We start from the raw sequence: 19,804 nt of genomic DNA on the forward strand, positions 1-19,804 counted from the left end.
CATGCAAGTCGCCCTGAACCAGCTCGCCGCGCACCTGCAAAAGGGCGTGCGGCCGCTCTATACGCTGCATGGCGATGAGCCGCTGCTGCAGCAAGAGGCGGCCGACGCCATCCGGGCGGCCGCGCGCAGCCAGGGCTACACCGAGCGCAGCAGCCACACGGTGGCCGGCGCGCACTTCGACTGGAGCGCCGTGCTGGCGGCCGGCGGCTCGCTCTCGCTGTTCGCCGACAAGCAGATCGTGGAGATCCGCATCCCCTCGGGCAAGCCCGGCAAGGACGGCGGCGTGGCCCTGCAGCAGATCGCCGAGGCCGCGCAGGGCAACGACAGCACGCTCACCCTGGTACTGCTGCCGCGCCTGGACAAGGCCACCCGCACGGGCGCCTGGTTCAGCGCGCTGGACGGCCGGGGCATCTCGGTGCAGATCGACCCGGTGGAGCGCGCCGCGCTGCCGCAATGGATCGCCCAGCGCCTGTCGCTGCAGGGCCAGCGCGTGGCCGATGGCGAAGAGGGGCAGCGCACGCTGCAGTTCTTTGCCGACCGCGTCGAAGGCAACCTGCTGGCCGCGCACCAGGAGATCGCCAAGCTGGCGCTGCTGCACCCGCCCGGCGAACTGTCGTGGGCACAGGTCGAGGCGGCGGTGCTCAACGTGGCGCGCTACGACGTGTTCAAGCTCTCCGAAGCGGTGCTGTCGGGCCAGGTGGCGCGCGTGCAGCGCATGCTCGACGGCCTGCAGGCCGAGGGCGAGGCCGAAGTGCTGGTGCACTGGGCGCTGGCCGAAGACATCCGCGGCTTGAAGCGCGTGAAAGACGCGCTCAACGCCGGCAAACCCCTGCCGATCGCGCTGCGCGAAAACCGCATCTGGGGCCCGAAGGAGCGCCTGTTCGAGCGCGTCGCCCCGCGCCTGTCCGACGCGGCTGCCGCGCGGCTGCTGCAGTCGGCCCATACGGTGGACGGCATCGTCAAGGGCCTCAAGGTGCCCGACTGGCCCACGGACGGCTGGCAGGCGCTGCAGCGGCTGGCGCTGCAGCTGTGCAAGGCCTGCGGGGCGCGGTGACCGGCAACCCCGCGGCCAAGCGCAAGCCATCGCGGCCTGCGTTGCGCCTGCCGGCGGATGACGCCACCAACGGCTGGTCGGCCATCCTGCCGCCACGGGCACCGCGCCCGGCGCTGCAGGGCACCGTGCGGGCCGACTGGCTGGTGTTGGGGGCCGGCTACGCCGGCCTGGCTGCGGCACGCCGCCTGGCCGAACTGCGACCGCATGCCCGCGTGGTGCTGGTCGATGCCGGCACGGTGGGCGACAACGCCTCGGGCCGCAATTCGGGCTTTGCCATCGACGTGCCGCACAACGTGGGCAGCTCGCTCGAAGAACTGCGGCAGGCCGTGCACTACCAGCGCCTGCTGGCTGCCGGCATGGCCGATCTGCAGCAGTGCATTGCCGCGCACGCCATCGACTGCCAGTGGCGCCGCGCCGGCAAATACCACTGCGCCGTGGGGCCTGCCGCCGAGCGCACGCTGGCCCACCACGTGGCGGAGCTGCGCGCCCTGAACGAGCCCCACGAACTGCTGGGCCGCGACGCGCTCGCGGCGCGGCTGGGCACCCGCTACTTCGCGGCCGGCCTGTACACGCCGGGCACGGTGCTGCTGAACCCGGCCGCGCTCTGCCAGGGCCTGGCGGCGGCGCTGCCGCAGCAGGTCGCCCTGTACGAGAACACGCCCGTGCATTCGCTCGACATTGCGCCGCACGCCATCGTCGCGCACGCGGCGCAGGGGCGCATCGAGGCGCCGCAGCTCATCGTGGCCAGCAACGGGTTCGCCCAGCAACTCGGGTTTTTTCAAAGCGAGACCTTTCCGCTGGCCACCTTCGGCTCGCTGAGCGCGCCGCTCACGCCCGCGCAGCGCGAGCGCCTGGGTGCCCCCGAAGGCTGGGGCGTGACGCCCGTCAACGCCGTGGCCGGCGCCACGCTGCGCTACACCGACGATCACCGCCTGCTGGTGCGCCAGGGCTTTGAATATGCGCCGCGCTTTCGCGTGGCGCCCGCGGTGCGCGAAAGCGTGCGGCGCATGCACCGGGCCGTGTTCGATGCGCGGTTTCCGCAACTGGCCGACGTGCCCATGGCGCACTTCTGGGAAGGCGCCATCGCCATCACGCGCAACGGCGCGCCGCGCTGGGGGCGCTTTGCGCCCAACGTGCATGGCGTGGCGGGCTGCAACGGCGTGGGCATCGTCAAGCACACGGCGCTGGGCGCGCTCGCGGCCGATCTGGCGCTGGGGCAGGACCACCCGTTGATCGCCGATGCCCTGGCCCTGGGCGCTCCCCGCCGCATGCCGCCCGAGCCGTTCATGGGCCTGGGCGTGCGGGCCTACATCGCCAAGGAAAAATGGGCAGGGCGGGCAGAGCGGTGATCAGCCGGCCGCGCGCAGCGTGGCCCCGGCCTTGTCCGCCCATTGCTGCAGGCTGTCCAGCAGGTCCTTCTGGCTGAACGAGCAGCTTTCTTCCGAAAACAGCGCGCTCGATTCGAGCCGGTCGAGCAGCCCGTGCAGCACCTCGGCGTAGCGCGGGGGCAGGGTGGCCAGCAGCGCGGTCTGCGCGCGGGCGGTGCCGCTCAGCGTGGTGGCCGGGCCGCCCTGCGTGCGGCATTCGGCCAGGGCGGATTGCAGCACGGCCAACTGGGCCAGTGCCGGCGCCGGTTCGGCCGGTTCGATGAGGTGAAGGTCTGGTGAGGTCGTCATGCGCCAAGGGTAGCGGCAGCGCCGCGGTCAAAGCGCCGTCAGGTGTTCGTACAGGATGACCGAGCCGATTCCGATCAGCAGCAGGCCGCCCACGGCTTCGGCCCAGCGGCCCGCGATGTTTCCCAGCACCCGCCCGACCATCACGCCGATCGTGACCATGGCGAAGGTCGCCAGGCCAATGGCGGCCGCCACGGGCAGGATGCCCACATCCACGAACGCCAGGCCCACGCCGACCGCCATCGCATCGATGCTGGTGGCGAAACCGGTCACGGCCAGCAGCCAGAAGCCATGGCGGGCGGGTTTTTCGGTTTCGGCCTCGGGTGCCTGGAAGGCCGCGTACACCATGCGCAGCCCGAGGACGGTCAGCAGCGTGAATGCGATCCAGTGGTCCCATTCCTTCACATAGCCCGACGCGGCGTAGCCCAGCGCCCAGCCGGCGATGGGGGTGAGGGCTTCGATGATGCCGAAGATGGCGCCGGTGCGCAGGGCTTCGGACCAGCGGGGTTTCTGCAGGGCGCTGCCCTTGCCGACGGCGGCGGCAAAGGCGTCGGTGGACATGGCCAGCGCGAGCAGGGCGGTGGAGGCGAGATTCATGGTGGGGAAGTCGTTGTGCGGCCGGGCGAGCGCAAAGGCACGCCCCCGCTGCCCGACCTTTCGTCGCGGAGGCATGCCGATGGTCTCGCCAACCGCAACGGTTGCCGGCGCCACGGCATGCAGCATGCCGAGTGTGTTGACGCAGGCGCCTTCGTGCAACGCTCGAAATACATTGCACGAAAGCCGGCTACTCCCCAAGGGAGTGCGGATTATAGATAGAAGCCCCTGCCGGCCTGGGGCCGTGTCAGCCCTTGCGCGTGCGGGGGCTTGGCCGCTGTCAGAATCCGCGCCACCCCGATGAGCGTGCCCCCGACCGTGCCAGACCCTTCCTCCCTTCCCGCGGCACCGCCGCCCACGCCGCGGCAGGCGCTGTATGCCCTGGGCCTTGCCACGGCCACGGTGCTGGCGCTGGTGGTCCTCGGGCACGACGGCCGCCGCGTGGCGCAATTGATGGCGCTGGCCCTGCCCGCGCTGCTGTGGCTGGCCTGGCCGGTGCGCAGCGATGCCGTGCACCGGCTGCGCACCGCCGCCGTGTGGCTGTGGGCCATGGCCTTCGCGCTCGACGGCGCGGCCCGCGCCTATTTGCTCAATGCCTACCAGGCCGCGCCCGACAGTGCGCTGGTGCTGAGCGCCGCTGCCAACACCACGGGCCGCGAGAGCGCCGAATACCTCTCGATGCACTGGCGGTCGGTGGCCGTGTGGTGCGGAGCGCTGGCATGCGCGGGGCTGCTGGTGGGCCGCAGCGCACGCCGGGGGCTTCGCACATCGGCCCGGTGGCCGCGCTGGTCGATCGCGCTGCTGTGCGGCCTGCTGTTGCTGAGCGCCTTGGGCTACGCCAGCAAACCCTGGCGCCGGCTGCATCCGGTGGCGTACTGGCTGCACTGGAACGCGTCGGTGAACGGGCTGCGCAGTGGCTGGTCCGACCTGGAAAAGCAGCGCAGCGCCGCGCTGGAGCGCGCGCGCGTGGCCGCGCCGGCCTTGACGCGCACGGGCCCGTCCACCGTGGTGCTGGTGGTGACCGACAGCATCAACCGCGACAACATGGGGCTGTACGGCTATGCCCGCCCCACGACGCCCCGGCTGCAGGCGCAGCAGCAACTGCTGGGCACGGAGATGGCGGTGCTGCGCAACGCGTGGTCGGTCGATGCCAGCACGCTGCCGGCTATGGGCAACCTCTTCGGCTTCGGGCAGCCGGGCCGGGCCGACGGCCAGCATCTCATCGCGCTGGCGCGCGCGGCCGGCTACAAGACCTGGTGGATGAGCAACCACGACGACGTGGCGATCGAGCAGCAGCATGCGCGCATGGCCGATGTGGTGGACATGGTCAACCGCACGCCGGGCCGCTCGGGCGCATCGCTGGACGGCGAGTTGCTGGACTGCGTGCAGGAAGCGCTGGAAGACCCCGCCGAGCGCAAGCTGATCGTGGTGCATCTCATGGGCGCACACCCGCACTACCGGCTGCGCTTTCCAAGCGGCGACAACCCGTTCGAAGACCACGCCGACGCGGTGGACGCGCAGTTGACCGGCCAGGGCCGGTCCGCCTGGGTGCGGCGCTACCGCCAGCAGTACGACGCGGCGTTGCTGTACAACGACTTCGTCGTGGCCGAGACGCTGCAGCTGGCGCGCAATGCGGGCCGCACGGACGGATACCGGGCGTGGATGTACCTCTCCGACCATGGGCAGGAGGTCGGCCACGGCAGCGACCGTGCGGGCCACAGCCCCTCGACCGCTTCGGGCTACCGCATTCCTGCGTTGATCTGGCGCAACGAGGCGGCGCAGCCCGTGTCCGCCGCCATGCAGTTGCGGCCATTCCGTGCCGACTGGGCGGCCTGGACGCTGGCCGATCTGCTGCACATCGACTGGGCCGGCGCCCTGCCGGAGCGCAACGTGCTGGACGACCGCTACCGCTGGGTGGCGCCCACGCTGCCCGTGGCCGTGCCGTCGTTTTTCGACTGACGGCAGGCAGGCCGGGGATGCCGGTGCCCCGAGGTTCTGAAGGAAATCGGCCTCTACCGCAATAATCACTAGGGGGTTTGCTATTGATTTGGTAGCGTTTGCGCGAGCCATCGACCGGTGGCGTTTGGCGGGGCGTTGCGCAAGATGTGCCAGCATCGGGGGATTGCGCCGATGGACCGGGAAAAAAGCCGGTCCGCCTTTTATTTCGCCAGGAGATGTCATGAGCTTTTTCCCCCTTTTCGCGACCGGCCGTGGCGCGCGCTGGCTCGCTGCGGCCTGCGTCGCGGTGCTGGGCGCCGGCCCCGCCTGGGCGCAGGGCACGATCAAGATCGGCGAGATCAACAGCTACAAGGCCCAGCCGGTCTTTCTGGAGGCCTACAAGAAGGGCATGCACCTCGCGGTGGACGAGGTCAATGCCGCTGGCGGCATCGGCGGAAGGAAGCTCGAACTGGTCACGCGCGACGACAACGCCAGCCCCGGCGAGGCGGTGCGGCTGGCCGATGAGCTGGTGTCGCGCGAGCGCGTGGATCTGCTGGCCGGCACGTTCCTGTCGCACATCGGGCTGGCGCTCGCCGACTACGCGCAGCAAAAGAAAAAATTCTTCCTGGCGAGCGAGGCGCTCACCGACAAGATCACCTGGCAAAACGGCAACCCCTATGCCTACCGCCTGCGCTCGTCCACCTACATGCTGTCGGCCGCGCTCGTGCCCGATGCGATCAAGCTCAAGAAAAAGCGCTGGGCCATCGTGTACCCCAATTACGAATACGGGCAGTCCGCGGTGGACACGTTCAAAAAGCGCATGAAAGAGCAGCAGCCCGACATCGAGTTCGTCACCGAGCAGGCCGCGCCGCTGGGCAAGCTCGATGCCGGCAGCGTGGCCCAGGCCATCGCCGATGCCCGGCCCGATGCGATCTTCAACGTGCTGTTCGGCCCCGATCTCGCCAAGTTCGTGCGCGAGGGCACGACACGCGGCCTGTTCAAGAACACCCCGGTGGTCAGCGTGCTCACCGGCGAACCCGAATACCTGGAGCCGCTGCGCGACGAGGCGCCCGTGGGCTGGATCGTGACGGGCTACCCCTGGTACAGCATCGATACGCCGGCCCACAAGGCATTCGTCGCGGCCTACCAGGCCAAGTACGGCAAGGAAAGCCTGCGGCTCGGTTCGGTGATCGGCTACGACACCATCAAATCGCTGGCCGAAGGCGTCAAGCGTGCGGGCGGCAAGACCGATGCCGAGTCGATGGTCAAGGCGTTCAGCGGCCTCAAGGTGCCCACGCCCGACGGCACGATCGAATACCGCGCGCTCGACCACCAGTCCACCCTGGGCGTGTACGTGGGCAAGATCGCGCTCAAGGACGGCAAGGGCGTGATGGTGGACTACCGCTATCTGCCCGGCGAGACGCTGCTGCCGCCCGATGCCGAGGTCCGCAAGCTGCGCCCCGTGCCCTGACCCGGCCGCTGGGCCGCTGCCATTGCCTGCCTTCGACGACACCGCCATGGACCTCTCCGGCTTTCTGATCCAGCTGCTCAACGGGCTGGCCGAGGCGTCGTCGCTCTTTCTGGTGGCGGCGGGCCTGTCGCTGATCTTCGGGGTGACGCGCATCGTCAACTTCGCGCACGGCTCGTTCTACATGCTGGGCATCTACCTGGCGTATTCGCTCGTCGAGCGGGTGGGCGGCATGCTGGGCGGCCCCGTCGGCTACTGGTTCGGCCTGATGCTGGCGGCGCTGCTGGTGGGTGCCATCGGCGCGCTGGTCGAGGTGGTGCTGCTGCGGCGCATCTACAAGGCGCCTGAGCTGTTCCAGCTGCTCGCCACGTTCGCGCTGGTGCTGGTGGTCAACGACGCGGTGCTGTGGCTGTGGGGGCCCGAGGAATCGCTGGGCCGGCGCGCGCCGGGCCTGGCGGGCTCGATCGAACTGATGGGCCGGCAATACCCCACCTACAACCTGCTGCTGATCGCCATCGGCCCGGCAGTGCTGGGCCTGATGTGGCTGCTGCTCACCCGCACCCGCTGGGGCACGCTGGTGCGCGCCGCCACGCAGGACCGCGAGATGCTCGGCGCGCTGGGCGTGAACCAGGCGTGGCTCTTCACGGGCGTGTTCGCGCTGGGCGCGATGCTGGCCGGGCTGGGCGGCGCGGTGCAGCTGCCGCGCGAGCCGGCCAGCCTGGCGCTGGACCTGCGCGCCATCGGCGAGGCCTTCGTGATCGTGGTGGTGGGCGGCATGGGTTCGATCCCGGGCGCGTACGTGGCCGCGCTGCTGATCGCCGAGATCAAGGCGCTGTGCGTGGGGCTGGGCACGGTGCATTGGTTCGGCGTGGAGATTTCGTTTTCCAAGCTCACGCTGGTGGTGGAGTTTCTGGTGATGGCGCTCGTGCTGGTCTTGCGGCCCTGGGGCCTGATGGGCCGGCCGCAGGCGGTGAGCCGCAATTCGGCGCCCGTGGAGGCGCCGCTGCGCCCAGGCACGCCGCTGTTCAAGGCCGCGGTGCTGATCGTGCTGGGCGCCATGGCGGCGCTGCCGCTGCTGTCGGCTTGGCTGCCGTATGCCACCGTGCTGGCGCAGGACGTGCTGGTGGCGGTGCTCTTCGCCGTGAGCCTGCACTTCATCATGGGCCCGGGCGGCATGCATTCGTTCGGCCACGCGGCCTATTACGGGCTGGGCGCGTACGGCGCGGCGGTGCTGCTCAAGGCCTTCAGCATGCCCATGCCGCTGGCCATGGCGGCGGCCCCGCTGATCGCCGGGGCCGCCGCGTTCGTCTTCGGGTGGTTCTGCGTGCGGCTGTCGGGCGTGTACCTGGCCATGCTGACGCTGGCGTTCTCGCAGATCGTGTGGTCGGTCGTGTTCCAGTGGGATGCAGTCACCGGCGGCTCCAACGGCATGATCGGCGCATGGCCCCCGCCGTGGCTCGGCGGCACGGCCTACTACTACCTCACGCTGGCGCTGGTGGCGCTGTCGGTGTTCGCGCTGCGGCGCGTGCTGTTCGCGCCGTTCGGCCTCGCCTTGCGCGCGGGCCGCGATTCGGCGCTGCGGGCCGACGCCGTGGGCATCGACGTCAAGCGCGTGCAGTGGGCGGCCTTCGTGATCGCGGGCGTGTTCGGCGGCCTGGCGGGCGGCCTGTTCGTGTTTTCCAAGGGCAGCATTTCGCCCGAGGCCATGGCGGTGGGCAAGTCGGTGGACGGGCTGGTCATGGTGCTGCTGGGCGGCATCCAGACGCTGCTGGGCCCCATCGTCGGGGCGGCCGCTTTCAATGTGCTGCAGGACACCATCATGCGGGCCACGGACTACTGGCGCGCGCTGTTCGGCGGGGTCGTCCTGCTGCTGGTGCTGGCGTTCCCGCAGGGCATCGCGGGCTTTGCGCAACAGGTCGCGCATGGCCGCGCCGCACGGCGCCGGGCCCGGGTTCCCGCAATGCCTGGGGAGGCACGGCCATGACCTTGCTGCAAGTGCGCGACCTGCGCAAATCCTATGGCGGCGTGCAGGCCGTGGACGGCATCGGCTTCGATCTGGCGGAAGGCGAGCTGCTGGCCCTCATCGGCCCCAACGGCGCGGGCAAGTCCACCACCTTCGACATGGTGGGCGGGCAGACGCCGGCTTCGGCCGGCTCCGTGCGGCTGCAGGGGCGCGAGCTGGTGGGCATGAAGCCGCGGGCCATCTGGCGCCTGGGCGTGGGCCGCACGTTCCAGATCGCGGCCACCTTCGCATCGCTCACCGTGATCGAGAACGTGCAGATGGCGCTGCTGTCGCACCACCGCCGCACGTTCGCGCTGTGGCGGCCCGCGGCGCCGCAGTACCGGGGCGAGGCGCTCGCGCTGCTGGCGCAGGTCGGCATGGACGCGCAGGCCGGCCGCGCGTGCAGCGAACTGGCCTATGGCGACATCAAGCGCGTGGAATTGGCCATGGCGCTCGCCCACGGCCCCCGGCTGCTGCTGATGGACGAGCCCACCGCCGGCATGGCGCCGACGGAGCGCAACGACCTCATGGCGCTGACCAAGCGCCTCGTCGTGGAGCGGCGCATGGCGGTGCTGTTCACCGAGCACAGCATGGACGTCGTCTTCGCCCATGCCGACCGCGTGATCGTGCTGGCCCGGGGGCGCCTCATCGCCGAAGGCACCGGGCAGGCCATCCGCAACCATCCCGAGGTGCAGGCGGTGTACCTCGGCGCCGGCACCACCTTCGGCCAAGGCCGAGCCGGCGGCGGCGTAGCGCAGGCGGGTGCGGCATGACGGGGGCTGCACCCGATGGGGCCGCGCCGCTGCTGGAGGTGTCCGGCCTGAACGCCTGGTACGGCGCGGCGCACATCCTGTTCGACGTGTCGCTGCAGGTGCGCCGGGGCGAGGTCGTGGCGCTGATGGGCCGCAACGGCGCGGGCAAGTCCACCACTTTCAAGGCCATCATGGGCCTGCTGGCCAAGCGCCAGGGACGGGTGGATTTCATGGGCCATTCCATCGCCGGGCTGCAGCCCTTCGAGATCGCGCGGCGCGGGCTGGGCTTCGTGCCCGAGGACCGGCGCGTGTTCGCCGACCTCACCGTCACCGAGAACCTGGAGGTCGGCCGCCAGCCCCCGCGCCGCTGGTCCGACGCAAGCGAGGCACCGTCCTGGACGCCGGCCGCGCTGTACACGCTGTTTCCCAACCTCGGCGCCATGCAGGACCGGCCCGGCGGGCAGATGAGCGGCGGCGAGCAGCAGATGCTCACCGTGGCGCGCACGCTCATGGGCAACCCGTACCTGGTGCTGCTGGACGAGCCGTCCGAGGGCGTGGCGCCCGTGATCGTCGAGCAGATGGCGCAGACGATCCTGCAGCTCAAGGCCCGGGGCGCGAGCATTCTGCTGTCCGAACAGAACGTGCGCTTCGCCGAGATGGTGTGCGACCGGGCCTATGTGCTGGAAAAGGGCCAGATCCGCTGCGAAGGATCGATCGACGCGCTGTCGCGCGACGAGGCCGTGCGCCGCGCGTACCTCGCGGTGTAGTCCGCGGATGGACCCGATCCGCCACGCCGCCATGCCCGCGTCCGGGCCGGCCCACGGCGTGGTCGGCGTGCTGCTGGCCGCCGGCCACGCGCGGCGCTTCGGCAGCGACAAGCGCCGCGTGCCCTGGCCCGGCCATGGTTCGCTGATGGAGGCCGCGATCGCGCCGCTGCAGGCCGTGTGCCCCCGCGTGGTCGCCGTGCTGCCGCCGGGCGATGCCTGGGGGCTGATGCTCTGCCGGCGCCTGCAGGTGGAGGTGGAGGTGGCCTGGTCGTTCCGCCGCAGCGCGGGGCTCGCCGCCTCGCTGTCGGCCGCCCTGCCGCAGGTGCGCGGCGCGCCGGCCATCGTGGTCGCACTGGCCGACATGGGGGACGTGCGTGCCGACACGCTGCGCGCGCTCATCGCCGCCTGGCAGCGCCGGCCGGAGCACGCCGTGCTGCCGGTGTTCGGCGGCCGGCCCGGCAACCCCCGGCTGATTCCCGCACCGCTGTACCCCCGCCTGGAGCGGCTGTCGGGTGACGATGGCGTGCGCCGGGCGCTGGACTGGAAAGCCGCCCAGGCTGCCCCGTGGACGACCCGGGCGTGCTGCGCGACCTGGACACGCCCGACGGGCTGGGCTGACGGCGACGGGCCAGGGCTACCTGGCTTCCTCGGTGGCTTCGGGTCGAATCGGCCTCCAGTGCATATTCCATTAGGGGGTATTGCTATTAATTTGGTAGTGGATCGATAAAAGGGCGGTGCGCGCCGGGCCGCCTGCTTCGGGCACGGCAGCCCCCGGCCCATGCCCGCCACATCCCCCCGCTCGCGCAGGGGCAGCCAACTGGGTCAAAATCACGGCCATGAACGCGCTCCATATCGCCGAATACACCCATGGCCTCGGCATCCAGGCAAAAGCGGCTTCCGCGCTGATGGCACGGGCGCCGGCAGCTATCAAAAGCAAGGCACTTCTCGCCCTGGCCCGGCTGCTGCGCGAGCAGACCGCCCCCCTTCAGGAGAGCAACGCCCGCGATCTGGAGCGTGCGCGCACCGCCGGCCTGGCCGAACCCATGGTGGACCGGCTCAAGCTCGCCCCCAAGGTGCTGGAGACCTGCGCGCTGGGCTGCGAACAGCTGGCCGCCATGGGCGACGTGATCGGCGAGATCACCGGCATGCGCCAGCAACCCAGCGGCATTCGCGTCGGCCAGATGCGCGTGCCCATCGGCGTGTTCGGCATGATCTACGAGAGCCGCCCCAACGTGACCATCGAGGCCGCCAGCCTCAGCATCAAGAGCGGCAACGCCTGCATCCTGCGCGGCGGCTCCGAGGCGATCGACTCCAACAAGGCCCTGGCGGCCCTGGTGCAGCAGGCCCTGGCCGAGGCCGGCCTGCCCGAAGACGCGGTGCAACTGGTGCAGACCACCGATCGCGAGGCCGTGGGCCACCTGATCGCCATGCCCGAATACGTGGACGTCATCATTCCGCGCGGCGGCAAGGGGCTGATCGAGCGCATCAGCCGCGATGCCAAGGTACCCGTCATCAAGCACCTGGACGGCAACTGCCACACGTACGTGGACGACCCCTGCGACATCGCCATGGCGGTGAAGGTGGCCGACAACGCCAAGACGAACAAATACAGCCCCTGCAACGCCAGCGAAAGCCTGCTGGTGGCGCGCGGCGCCGCGGCCGACTTTCTGCCCCGGATCGGCGCGGTGTATGCCGCCAAGGGCGTGGAGATGCGCGGCTGCCCCGAATCCCTCGCCCTGCTGGCCGGCGTGCCGGGCGCGAAGCTTGTGCCTGCCACCGAGCAGGACTGGAGCGAGGAATACCTCGCCCCGATCATCAGCGTGAAGGTGGTGGACGGCCTGGACGAGGCCATCGCCCACATCAACCGCTACTCCAGCCACCACACCGATGCCATCCTCACCACCCACCACGGCCATGCCCAGCGCTTTTTGCGCGAAGTGGATTCGGCCAGCGTGATGGTGAACGCCAGCACCCGTTTCGCCGACGGTTTCGAATACGGTCTGGGCGCCGAAATCGGCATCAGCACCGACAAGTTCCATGCCCGCGGCCCGGTGGGCATCGAGGGCCTCACCTCGCTCAAGTACGTGGTGCTGGGCGAGGGCGAAGTGCGCCACTGATGGACTCTCGCAGGGGCCAGCGGCCCGGCGAAGCGGAACACTGACATGAAAATCATCATCCTCGGCGCAGGCCGCGTCGGCTGCAGCGTGGCCGACAGCCTGGTGTCCGAGCAGAACGACATCACCGTCATCGACACGGACGCCCAGCGCCTTCGCGATCTCGAATCGCGCTTCGACCTGCGCGGCGTGGTGGGCAACGGGATCGATCCGGAAGTGCTGGCCGAAGCCGGTGCGCGCGACACCGACCTGCTCATCGCCTGCGCAGCGCAGGACGAGACCAATCTCGTGTGCTGCAAGGTGGCCCAACTGCTCTTCAACGTGCCCACGCGGATCGCGCGGGTGCGGTCCTCCGGCTTCGACCGCGACCGCGAAGACGCGGCGCTGCTGCTGGGCAAGGACGGCTTCGCGGTGGACCGCATCATCTGCCCGGAGGAATCGCTCACCCGCTACATCGGCAAGCTGGTGGAGTACCCCGAAGCCCTGCAGGTGCGTGAATTCGCGGGCGGGCGCGCCTGCCTGGTGTCGGTGCGCGTGCGCACCGGGGCGCCGGTGGCGGGCATGCGCATCGGTGAAATGCGCGCCAGCGCGCCGGACGTGGCCATGCGCGTCGTGGCCATCTACCGCCGCTTTCCCGAAGAGCCCGACCGATTCATCGCCTGCGACGGCACCACGCGCATCGAGTCGGGCGACGAGGTCTTCGTGCTCTCGGCGCGCGAGCACATTCCGCAGGTGCTGGCGGCGTTGCACCAGCGCGGCGGCCTGCCGGCGCCGCCGGTTCGCCGCATCATGATCGCCGGCGGGGGCCGCGTGGGCCTGCGCCTGGCGCGCCAGCTCGCGCAGCAGGGGCGTTTTCACATCAAGGTGATCGAAGGCAACCCGGACCGCTGCATCGAACTGGCGTCCACGCTGCCCTCCGAGGTGCTGGTGCTGCAGGGCGATGCCACCGACGAAGACCTGCTGGGCGATGAAAACGTCGAAGAGGTGGACCTGTTCCTCGCGCTCACCGACGACGACGAGGACAACATCATGGCCTGCCTGCTGGCCAAGCGCATGGGCGCGAGCCGCGTGCTGGCGCTGATCAACCGGCGCTCGTACGCCGACCTGATGCACGGCACCCAGATCGACATCGCACTGTCGCCCGCGCAGGCCATGCTGGGCGAATTGCTCGCCTACGTGCGGCGCGGCGACGTGCAGGCGGTGCACAGCCTGCGCCGGGGCGTGGCCGAGGCGCTGGAGATCGTGGCGCGCGGCGACCGAAAAAGCTCGCGCGTAGTGGGCCGCAAGGTCAGCGACCTGCACCTGCCGCCCGAGGTGCACATGGGGCTGATCGTGCGCGGCCTGCCGAGCGCGGAGCCGGCGGATTCCGATGCCCCGGCCTTCGTGGCCGAGCCCGAAGTCATCATTCCGCGCAGCCACACGGTGATCGAAAGCGGCGACCATGTGGTGTTCTTCCTGCCCCACAAGCGCCTCGTGCGCGAGGTGGAAAAGGCCTTCCGCCTGGGCGCCACGTTCTTCTGAGCCGTCGGCCCCCGGGTTTGCTTCATCTTTCCTTCAGCACCGCTGCATCGCTTTAACGGCGTCCTCCTCACGTTTTCACACCGACACCATGGCGGACATCCTTCCCGTTCTGCGCGTGCTGGGCGCGCTGCTCTGCATGTTTTCGCTGGCCTTCGGCGTGCCGCTGGCCGCTTCGTGGTGGGCGGGCGATGGGCTGTGGCCGCAATATGCGTGGGCGCTGGGCGCCACGCTGGCGTGCGGTGCCGGGCTGTGGGCAGGCCTGCGCCACCATGCCCGCGAACTGCAGCCGCGCCACGGCATCATCCTGGTATCGCTGGTCTGGGTGGTGCTGCCGCTCTTCGCGGCCCTGCCGCTGATGCTGGCCATGCGCCAGATCGGGCAGCCGATGTCGTTCACCCACGCCTATTTCGAGGCGGTTTCGGGGCTGACCACCACGGGCGCCACGGTGCTCACCGGGCTGGATGCGCTGCCGCTGTCGATCAACGTATGGCGCACTTTCATGCAATGGCTGGGCGGCATGGGCATTCTCATTCTGGCGGTGGCCGTGCTGCCGCTGCTGGGCGTCGGTGCCAGCCAGCTCTTCAAGGCCGAGGCGGCCGGCCCGGTCAAGGACACCAAGCTCACCCCGCGCATGACCGAAACGGCCAAGGGCCTGTGGGGCGTTTACGTGCTCTTTTCCCTGGTGTGCGCCCTGGCGTACTGGCTGGGCGGCATGGCGCCGGCCGATGCCGTCATGCACATGTTCACCACGGTGAGCCTGGGCGGGCTGTCGTCGCACGACAGCAGTTTCGGGTACTTCCAGTCGCCCTTGCTCGAATCGATCGCGGTGGTGTTCATGGTGGTGGCGAGCTGCAACTTCGCGCTGTATTTCGTCGCGCTGCGCAAGGGCCACTGGCGCAGCCTGTGGTGCGACCCCGAGATGCGCGCCACGGTGCTCACGCTGCTGGGCGGCGGGCTTTTCGTCGCGCTGCTGCTGTGGGCCAAGGACGTGTATGCGCCGCTGGCCGCGCTGCGCCACGGGCTTTTCCACGTAGTCTCCGTGGGCACCACCACCGGGTTCGCCACCACCGATTACCTGGCCTGGCCCGTGTTCGCGCCGGTTTTCATGCTCCTGCTGTCGGGGGTGGCGACCAGTGCGGGATCGACCGGCGGTGGCATCAAGATGGTGCGCATGCTGATCTTGCTCAAGCAGGCCCGCCGCGAGATGACGCGCCTGGCCCATTCCCGCGCCGTGCAGCCCGTGCGGCTGGGCCGCGCGGTGGTGGACAACCGCATGATCTTCTCGGTGCTGGCGTTCATGCTCGTCTACGGCGCGACGGTGACCGTGCTCAGCATGGTGCTGCTGCTCACCGATCTGGACCTGGTCACCGCTTTCTCTGCCGTGCTGGCCAGCGTGAACTGCACGGGCCCGGGGCTGGGCCTGCTCGGACCGTCGGCCACATTTGCGGTGCTGACGGAGTTTCAACTCTGGGTCTGCACCCTGGCCATGCTGCTGGGGCGCCTGGAAATCCTGAGTTTCATGGTGCTGCTCACCCCGGCGTTCTGGCGCCGTTGACCACCCGCCGGGTGGCGAAAGCCAGCGTCCGGGGTTGCGAAGCCGGGCCGCATCCCCATATCCCTACAATTCACCGCGTTTTTCGTCTTCCGAGGGCTTCCATGGTTCCGCATCTCATCACAGCCCTGACGGGGCCGATCAACGAGCTTGAACAGCGCATTCTCGATTCCATGCCCGCGATCGAGCGTTGGTTCCGCCTGGAATGGATGGAGCACACGCCCCCGTTCTATACCTCGGTGGACATCCGCAATGCCGGCTTCAAGCTGGCCCCGGTCGATACCAATCTCTTTCCCGGTGGCTGGAACAACCTGACCACCGACATGCTGCCGCTGGCCGTACAGGCGGCCATGGCCGCCATCGAAAAGATCTGTCCCGAAGCCCGCAACCTGCTCATCGTGCCGGAGAACCACAGCCGCAACACGTTCTACCTGGCGAACGTGATCCAGCTGCAGCGCATCTTCAACATGGCCGGGCTCAACGTGCGCGTGGGCTCCATCAGCCCCGAGATCAAGAAGCCGACCACGGTGACCCTGCCCAACGGCGATTCCGTCACGCTGGATCCGGTGATCCGCACCAAGGGCCGCCTGGGGCTCAAGAACTTCGACCCCTGCACGATCTTGCTCAACAACGATCTGTCGGCCGGCCCGCCGGGCATTCTGGAAGACATCCACGAGCAATATCTGCTGCCGCCGCTGCACGCCGGCTGGAGCGTGCGCCGCAAGAGTCGCCACTTCCAGAGCTACGAGGAAGTGTCCAAGCGCTTCGGCAAGCTGCTGGGCATCGACCCGTGGCTCATCAACCCGCTCTTCAGCCGCTGCGAAGGCGTCGACTTCAACGAAGGCACGGGCATGGAAGGGCTGCGCGCCGCCGTCGATGCGCAGTTGGGCAAGGTGCGCCGCAAGTACAAGGAATACGGCATCAACGAAAAGCCCTTCGTCATCGTGAAGGCCGACAACGGCACGTACGGCATGGGCATCATGACCGTGCGCGATGTCAAAGACCTGGATGCGCTCAACCGCAAGACCAAGAACAAGATGGCCGTCATCAAGGACGGGCAGACGGTGAGCGACGTCATCATTCAGGAAGGCGTCCTGACCCAGGAGCGCGTTCACGAGGCCGTGGCCGAGCCAGTGGTGTACATGATGGACCGCTACGTGGTCGGGGGCTTTTACCGCATGCACGCCGAGCGCGGCGTGGACGAGAACCTCAACGCCCCCGGCGCGAGCTTCGTGCCCTTGGCGTTCGAGCACAGCACGCACCTGCCCCAGCCGGGCGCCCGCCCTGGCGCCAGCGCCCCCAACCGCTTCTATATGTATGGCGTGGTGGCTCGCCTGGCGATGCTCGCGGCCAGCTACGAGCTGGAAGCCACCAATCCCGAGGCCGAGATCTACGACTGACGGGCGGACGGCCGTCTGCCTTGCCCAGTTGCTGCATTGCAACAACTGGGCGGGGGCCTCACCATCAGCGGCGAGCCGCGCCACAATAGCGGTCCCAAAATATCGGAATCTCGATGGGCCGTGGTGCCATCGGGCCAGTCTGTGCAAAGTTCCAAGTCCTCGCTCGCGGCGCTCACCCTGGGCGCCATCGGCGTCGTGTATGGCGATATCGGCACCAGCGTGCTGTATGCGGTCAAAGAGGTGTTCGGCTCGGGCCACGTGGCCTTCATGCCCCAGAACGTCTACGGCATCCTGTCCATCTTCTTCTGGACGCTGACCACCATCGTCTCTCTCAAGTACGTGGTGCTGGTTCTCAGGGCCGACAACAACGGGGAAGGGGGGCTCATCGCCATGCTGGCGCTGGCGTCCCAGGCGGTCAAGGACAAACCCCGGCTGCGCAGCGTGCTGCTGTGCATCGGCATCTTCGGCACCTCGCTCTTCTATGGCGACGGGGTCATCACCCCCGCCATCTCGGTGCTATCGGCCGTCGAGGGGCTCGAAGTGGTGTCGCCGCACTTCGGCAAGGCCGTGATTCCGCTGACTTTGGTCGTGCTGTTTTGCCTGTTCGCCGTTCAAAAACGCGGCACGGGCGGCATCGGGCGGTATTTCGGTCCTGTCACCTTGGTGTGGTTCTTCTGCCTGGCCGCGCTGGGTATTCCGCACATCATCGGCCACCCTGAAATTCTGGGCGCCCTGAGCCCGCACCACGCGCTGCTCTTCATCTGGCATAACCCGGGCACCAGCTTCATCGTGCTGGGCGCCGTGGTGCTGTGCGTGACCGGTGCCGAAGCGCTGTATGCCGATCTGGGGCATTTCGGCAAAAAGCCCATCCGCCTGGCCTGGTTCAGCGTGGCGATGCCGGCGCTCACCATCAACTACTTTGGGCAAGGCGCCTTGCTGCTGGCCGAGCCTGAAGCGGTAAAGAACCCGTTTTACATGATGGCTCCCGACTGGGCGCTGATCCCGCTGGTCATCATGGCCACCATGGCAACCGTCATTGCTTCGCAAGCGCTCATTACCGGCGCTTTCAGCGTGACCAAGCAAGTCATTCAGCTCGGTTACCTCCCGCGCTTGAACATCCAGCACACCAGCGTGCGGGACACGGGCCAGATCTACATCCCGTTTGTGAACTGGATGCTTTTCGTCGCCATCGTGCTGGCCGTGGTCATGTTCCGCTCCAGCAGCAACCTGGCGGCGGCGTACGGCATCGCCGTCACGCTGGACATGCTCATCACCACGGTCCTGACTTTCTTCGTGATCCGTTACGGCTGGAAGTACCCGCTTGCGTTGTGCGTGGCGGCCACGGGATTTTTCTTCGTCGTGGATCTGGCTTTTTTCAGCTCCAACCTGCTCAAGCTGTTCCAGGGGGGCTGGTTCCCCCTGTTGATCGGTGGCATCGTCTTCACCCTGATGATGACGTGGAAGCGTGGGCGCGAACTGCTCAACGAAAAGCTGCGCGACGACTCTTTGGATCTGCGCGACTTTCTCACCGCGGTGTTCGTCAGCCCTCCAACCCGTGTGGACGGCACCGCTGTGTTCCTGACCGCCGAGACGGGCTCGGTGCCCAACGCGCTACTGCACAACCTCAAGCACAACAAGGTCTTGCATGAGCAGAACCTGTTCGTGACGGTGCGCAGCCATGAGGTCCCGTGGATCGGCCTCGACCGGCGGCTACAGGTCGAACCCCTCGGCGGCGATTGTTGGCAGGTAGTCGTGCATTACGGCTTCAAAAACGATCCCGATCTGCCCAGCGCTTTGGCACTCATGCGGGGGCGAGGCTGCGAACTCGAGGCGATGACCACCAGTTATTTCCTTTCGCGGGATGTTGTCATTCCCACCATTGGTAGCGGCATGGCCCCATGGCGGGAAAAACTCTTCGCACAGATGCACCACAACGCGAGCGGCGCTGCCGGCTTCCTGAATCTGCCGGGCAATGCGGTCGTGGAGCTGGGGTCGAAAATCGAGATTTGAGGGTTGGCGGCCTTTTAGCCGTTTGCCGCTGCATCCCATTGCCATACATGCTATTGAATTAATAGCGTGTGGCGTTTTGCAAGATCGGCCGCCTCTGCTCTTGATGCCTTGAGGCCGTATTTAGCACTTTTCTGGCTGCCTTGAAGGGCCTTGGCCTTTGCTGTCTCCAAATCAGCCTATGAGCATGCTGGCCGGCAGCCCTTGGCTATTTGTGCAACATTAACTGCCGCACGTATGCACCTGTCGTGCAGCCGATCCCTCTCTTCCGCAGACCATGAACATTCTCTTCATCGCTGATCCGCTCGAACATTTCAAGATATACAAGGACACCACGTTCGCCATGATGCGGGAGACTCAGCGTCGAGGCCATGCCATCTCTGTGTGCCAACCCTCGCAGATCGCCTGGCAGCGCGGCGGCCGAGTGACGGCGCGAGTGCAAGACATTCAATTGACGGGCGAATCGGATACTTGGTTCACCTCGAACGGGAACAGGGAGGTCGCGCTGGTGGAGTTCGGTTGCGTGCTCATGCGCAAAGACCCTCCTTTTGACAGCGAGTACTTCTATGCAACGCATCTGTTGGAACAAGCGGAGCGGGAGGGTGCTCGCGTATTCAACAAGCCCAGGGCGTTGCGCGATCATCCAGAGAAGCTGGCGATCATGGAGTTTCCCGAGTTCATTGGCCCTACGCTGGTCACAAGGGATGCGGAGGACATTCGTCGCTTCCACGCTGAGCATCAGGACATCATCCTGAAGCCGCTGGACGGAATGGGCGGCATGGGGATTTTCCGCGTCAGGGAAGATGCGCTCAATCTGGGAAGCATCATCGAGACCCTCAATAAGGACGGATCTCAGAGCGTGATGGTCCAGAAGTTCCTTCCTGAGATCGTGGATGGTGACAAGCGTGTACTCATCATTGGCGGGAAACCTGTTCCTTATTGCTTGGCGCGGATTCCTCAAG

General features: G+C 68.1%; 16 protein-coding genes and 1 riboswitch. Of the genes, 14 read left to right on the forward strand and 2 right to left on the reverse strand.

Annotated features, from left to right (window positions below; genetic code table 11):
• Position 1 precedes the first annotated feature (1 nt).
• On the forward strand, positions 2–1,054 hold the full coding sequence (gene holA / locus AVHM3334_RS11270) for a DNA polymerase III subunit delta (protein WP_284412305.1): 1,053 nt from the start codon (positions 2–4) through the stop codon (positions 1,052–1,054).
• A complete protein-coding gene (locus AVHM3334_RS11275) occupies positions 1,051–2,403 on the forward strand; it encodes an NAD(P)/FAD-dependent oxidoreductase (RefSeq protein ID WP_284412307.1) in 1,353 nt (450 codons plus the stop codon). Before holA ends, AVHM3334_RS11275 begins: the two co-directional genes overlap by 4 nt.
• Here AVHM3334_RS11275 and AVHM3334_RS11280 read toward each other — a convergent pair whose 3' ends face one another.
• Both AVHM3334_RS11280 and mntP read right to left on the reverse strand, forming a co-directional pair.
• Positions 2,404–2,730 (reverse strand): hypothetical protein, encoded by a 327-nt coding sequence (locus tag AVHM3334_RS11280; protein WP_284412309.1) that lies wholly within the window; start codon positions 2,728–2,730, stop codon positions 2,404–2,406.
• 27 nt (positions 2,731–2,757) lie between these two features.
• Positions 2,758–3,324, reverse strand: coding sequence for a manganese efflux pump MntP (gene mntP, locus AVHM3334_RS11285; protein ID WP_284412311.1), 567 nt, complete (start codon positions 3,322–3,324; stop codon positions 2,758–2,760).
• 15 nt (positions 3,325–3,339) lie between these two features.
• A riboswitch (yybP-ykoY riboswitch) is annotated at positions 3,340–3,522 on the reverse strand.
• A gap of 99 nt (positions 3,523–3,621) precedes the next feature.
• On the opposite strand from mntP, the gene AVHM3334_RS11290 reads away from it, so the two are divergent.
• The 12 genes from AVHM3334_RS11290 to gshB all read left to right on the forward strand — a co-directional run.
• Positions 3,622–5,280: a phosphoethanolamine transferase gene (locus AVHM3334_RS11290; RefSeq protein WP_284412313.1), complete on the forward strand. Its 1,659-nt coding sequence runs from the start codon at positions 3,622–3,624 to the stop codon at positions 5,278–5,280.
• A 220-nt stretch (positions 5,281–5,500) separates the two neighbouring features.
• Positions 5,501–6,730, forward strand: a complete 1,230-nt coding sequence (locus tag AVHM3334_RS11295) for an ABC transporter substrate-binding protein (RefSeq protein WP_284412315.1) — start codon at positions 5,501–5,503, stop codon at positions 6,728–6,730.
• A gap of 46 nt (positions 6,731–6,776) precedes the next feature.
• Entirely contained in the window at positions 6,777–8,711 is a 1,935-nt protein-coding gene (locus AVHM3334_RS11300) for an ABC transporter permease (RefSeq protein WP_284412317.1), read from the forward strand.
• A complete protein-coding gene (locus tag AVHM3334_RS11305; protein WP_284412319.1) occupies positions 8,708–9,502 on the forward strand; it encodes an ABC transporter ATP-binding protein in 795 nt (264 codons plus the stop codon). Before AVHM3334_RS11300 ends, AVHM3334_RS11305 begins: the two co-directional genes overlap by 4 nt.
• A complete protein-coding gene (locus AVHM3334_RS11310) occupies positions 9,499–10,248 on the forward strand; it encodes an ABC transporter ATP-binding protein (protein WP_284412321.1) in 750 nt (249 codons plus the stop codon). The genes AVHM3334_RS11305 and AVHM3334_RS11310 overlap by 4 nt, the downstream gene beginning before the upstream one ends.
• A 7-nt stretch (positions 10,249–10,255) precedes the next feature.
• A complete protein-coding gene (locus tag AVHM3334_RS11315; RefSeq protein ID WP_284412322.1) occupies positions 10,256–10,975 on the forward strand; it encodes an NTP transferase domain-containing protein in 720 nt (239 codons plus the stop codon).
• Between the two features lie 109 nt (positions 10,976–11,084).
• Complete coding sequence (locus AVHM3334_RS11320; protein ID WP_284412323.1) at positions 11,085–12,365, forward strand: glutamate-5-semialdehyde dehydrogenase; 1,281 nt, start codon at positions 11,085–11,087, stop codon at positions 12,363–12,365.
• 45 nt (positions 12,366–12,410) lie between these two features.
• Positions 12,411–13,883 (forward strand): Trk system potassium transporter TrkA, encoded by a 1,473-nt coding sequence (trkA, locus tag AVHM3334_RS11325; protein ID WP_284412325.1) that lies wholly within the window; start codon positions 12,411–12,413, stop codon positions 13,881–13,883.
• An 88-nt stretch (positions 13,884–13,971) separates the two neighbouring features.
• A complete protein-coding gene (locus AVHM3334_RS11330; RefSeq protein ID WP_284412327.1) occupies positions 13,972–15,438 on the forward strand; it encodes a TrkH family potassium uptake protein in 1,467 nt (488 codons plus the stop codon).
• Between the two features lie 101 nt (positions 15,439–15,539).
• Positions 15,540–16,835 (forward strand): glutamate--cysteine ligase, encoded by a 1,296-nt coding sequence (gene gshA, locus AVHM3334_RS11335; RefSeq protein WP_284412329.1) that lies wholly within the window; start codon positions 15,540–15,542, stop codon positions 16,833–16,835.
• 141 nt (positions 16,836–16,976) lie between these two features.
• Positions 16,977–18,845: a potassium transporter Kup gene (locus AVHM3334_RS11340; protein WP_284412332.1), complete on the forward strand. Its 1,869-nt coding sequence runs from the start codon at positions 16,977–16,979 to the stop codon at positions 18,843–18,845.
• A 274-nt stretch (positions 18,846–19,119) separates the two neighbouring features.
• Positions 19,120–19,804: glutathione synthase (gene gshB / locus AVHM3334_RS11345; protein ID WP_284412333.1), on the forward strand; the 685-nt coding region annotated here is incomplete at its 3' end.

It is taken from the genome of Acidovorax sp. SUPP3334, assembly GCF_030159055.1.
GTDB lineage: Bacteria > Pseudomonadota > Gammaproteobacteria > Burkholderiales > Burkholderiaceae_C > Paracidovorax.

What these genes read in the sequence shown, in the direction of transcription:
- holA (WP_284412305.1), top strand. Translation starts at nt 2, where the DNA reads ATGCAAGTCGCCCTGAACCAGCTCGCCGCGCACCTGCAAAAGGGCGTG.
- AVHM3334_RS11280 (WP_284412309.1), bottom strand. Translation starts at nt 2,730, where the DNA reads ATGACGACCTCACCAGACCTTCACCTCATCGAACCGGCCGAACCGGCG.
- mntP (WP_284412311.1), bottom strand. Translation starts at nt 3,324, where the DNA reads ATGAATCTCGCCTCCACCGCCCTGCTCGCGCTGGCCATGTCCACCGAC.
- AVHM3334_RS11290 (WP_284412313.1), top strand. Translation starts at nt 3,622, where the DNA reads ATGAGCGTGCCCCCGACCGTGCCAGACCCTTCCTCCCTTCCCGCGGCA.
- AVHM3334_RS11295 (WP_284412315.1), top strand. Translation starts at nt 5,501, where the DNA reads ATGAGCTTTTTCCCCCTTTTCGCGACCGGCCGTGGCGCGCGCTGGCTC.
- AVHM3334_RS11300 (WP_284412317.1), top strand. Translation starts at nt 6,777, where the DNA reads ATGGACCTCTCCGGCTTTCTGATCCAGCTGCTCAACGGGCTGGCCGAG.
- AVHM3334_RS11305 (WP_284412319.1), top strand. Translation starts at nt 8,708, where the DNA reads ATGACCTTGCTGCAAGTGCGCGACCTGCGCAAATCCTATGGCGGCGTG.
- AVHM3334_RS11310 (WP_284412321.1), top strand. Translation starts at nt 9,499, where the DNA reads ATGACGGGGGCTGCACCCGATGGGGCCGCGCCGCTGCTGGAGGTGTCC.
- AVHM3334_RS11315 (WP_284412322.1), top strand. Translation starts at nt 10,256, where the DNA reads ATGGACCCGATCCGCCACGCCGCCATGCCCGCGTCCGGGCCGGCCCAC.
- AVHM3334_RS11320 (WP_284412323.1), top strand. Translation starts at nt 11,085, where the DNA reads ATGAACGCGCTCCATATCGCCGAATACACCCATGGCCTCGGCATCCAG.
- trkA (WP_284412325.1), top strand. Translation starts at nt 12,411, where the DNA reads ATGAAAATCATCATCCTCGGCGCAGGCCGCGTCGGCTGCAGCGTGGCC.
- AVHM3334_RS11330 (WP_284412327.1), top strand. Translation starts at nt 13,972, where the DNA reads ATGGCGGACATCCTTCCCGTTCTGCGCGTGCTGGGCGCGCTGCTCTGC.
- gshA (WP_284412329.1), top strand. Translation starts at nt 15,540, where the DNA reads ATGGTTCCGCATCTCATCACAGCCCTGACGGGGCCGATCAACGAGCTT.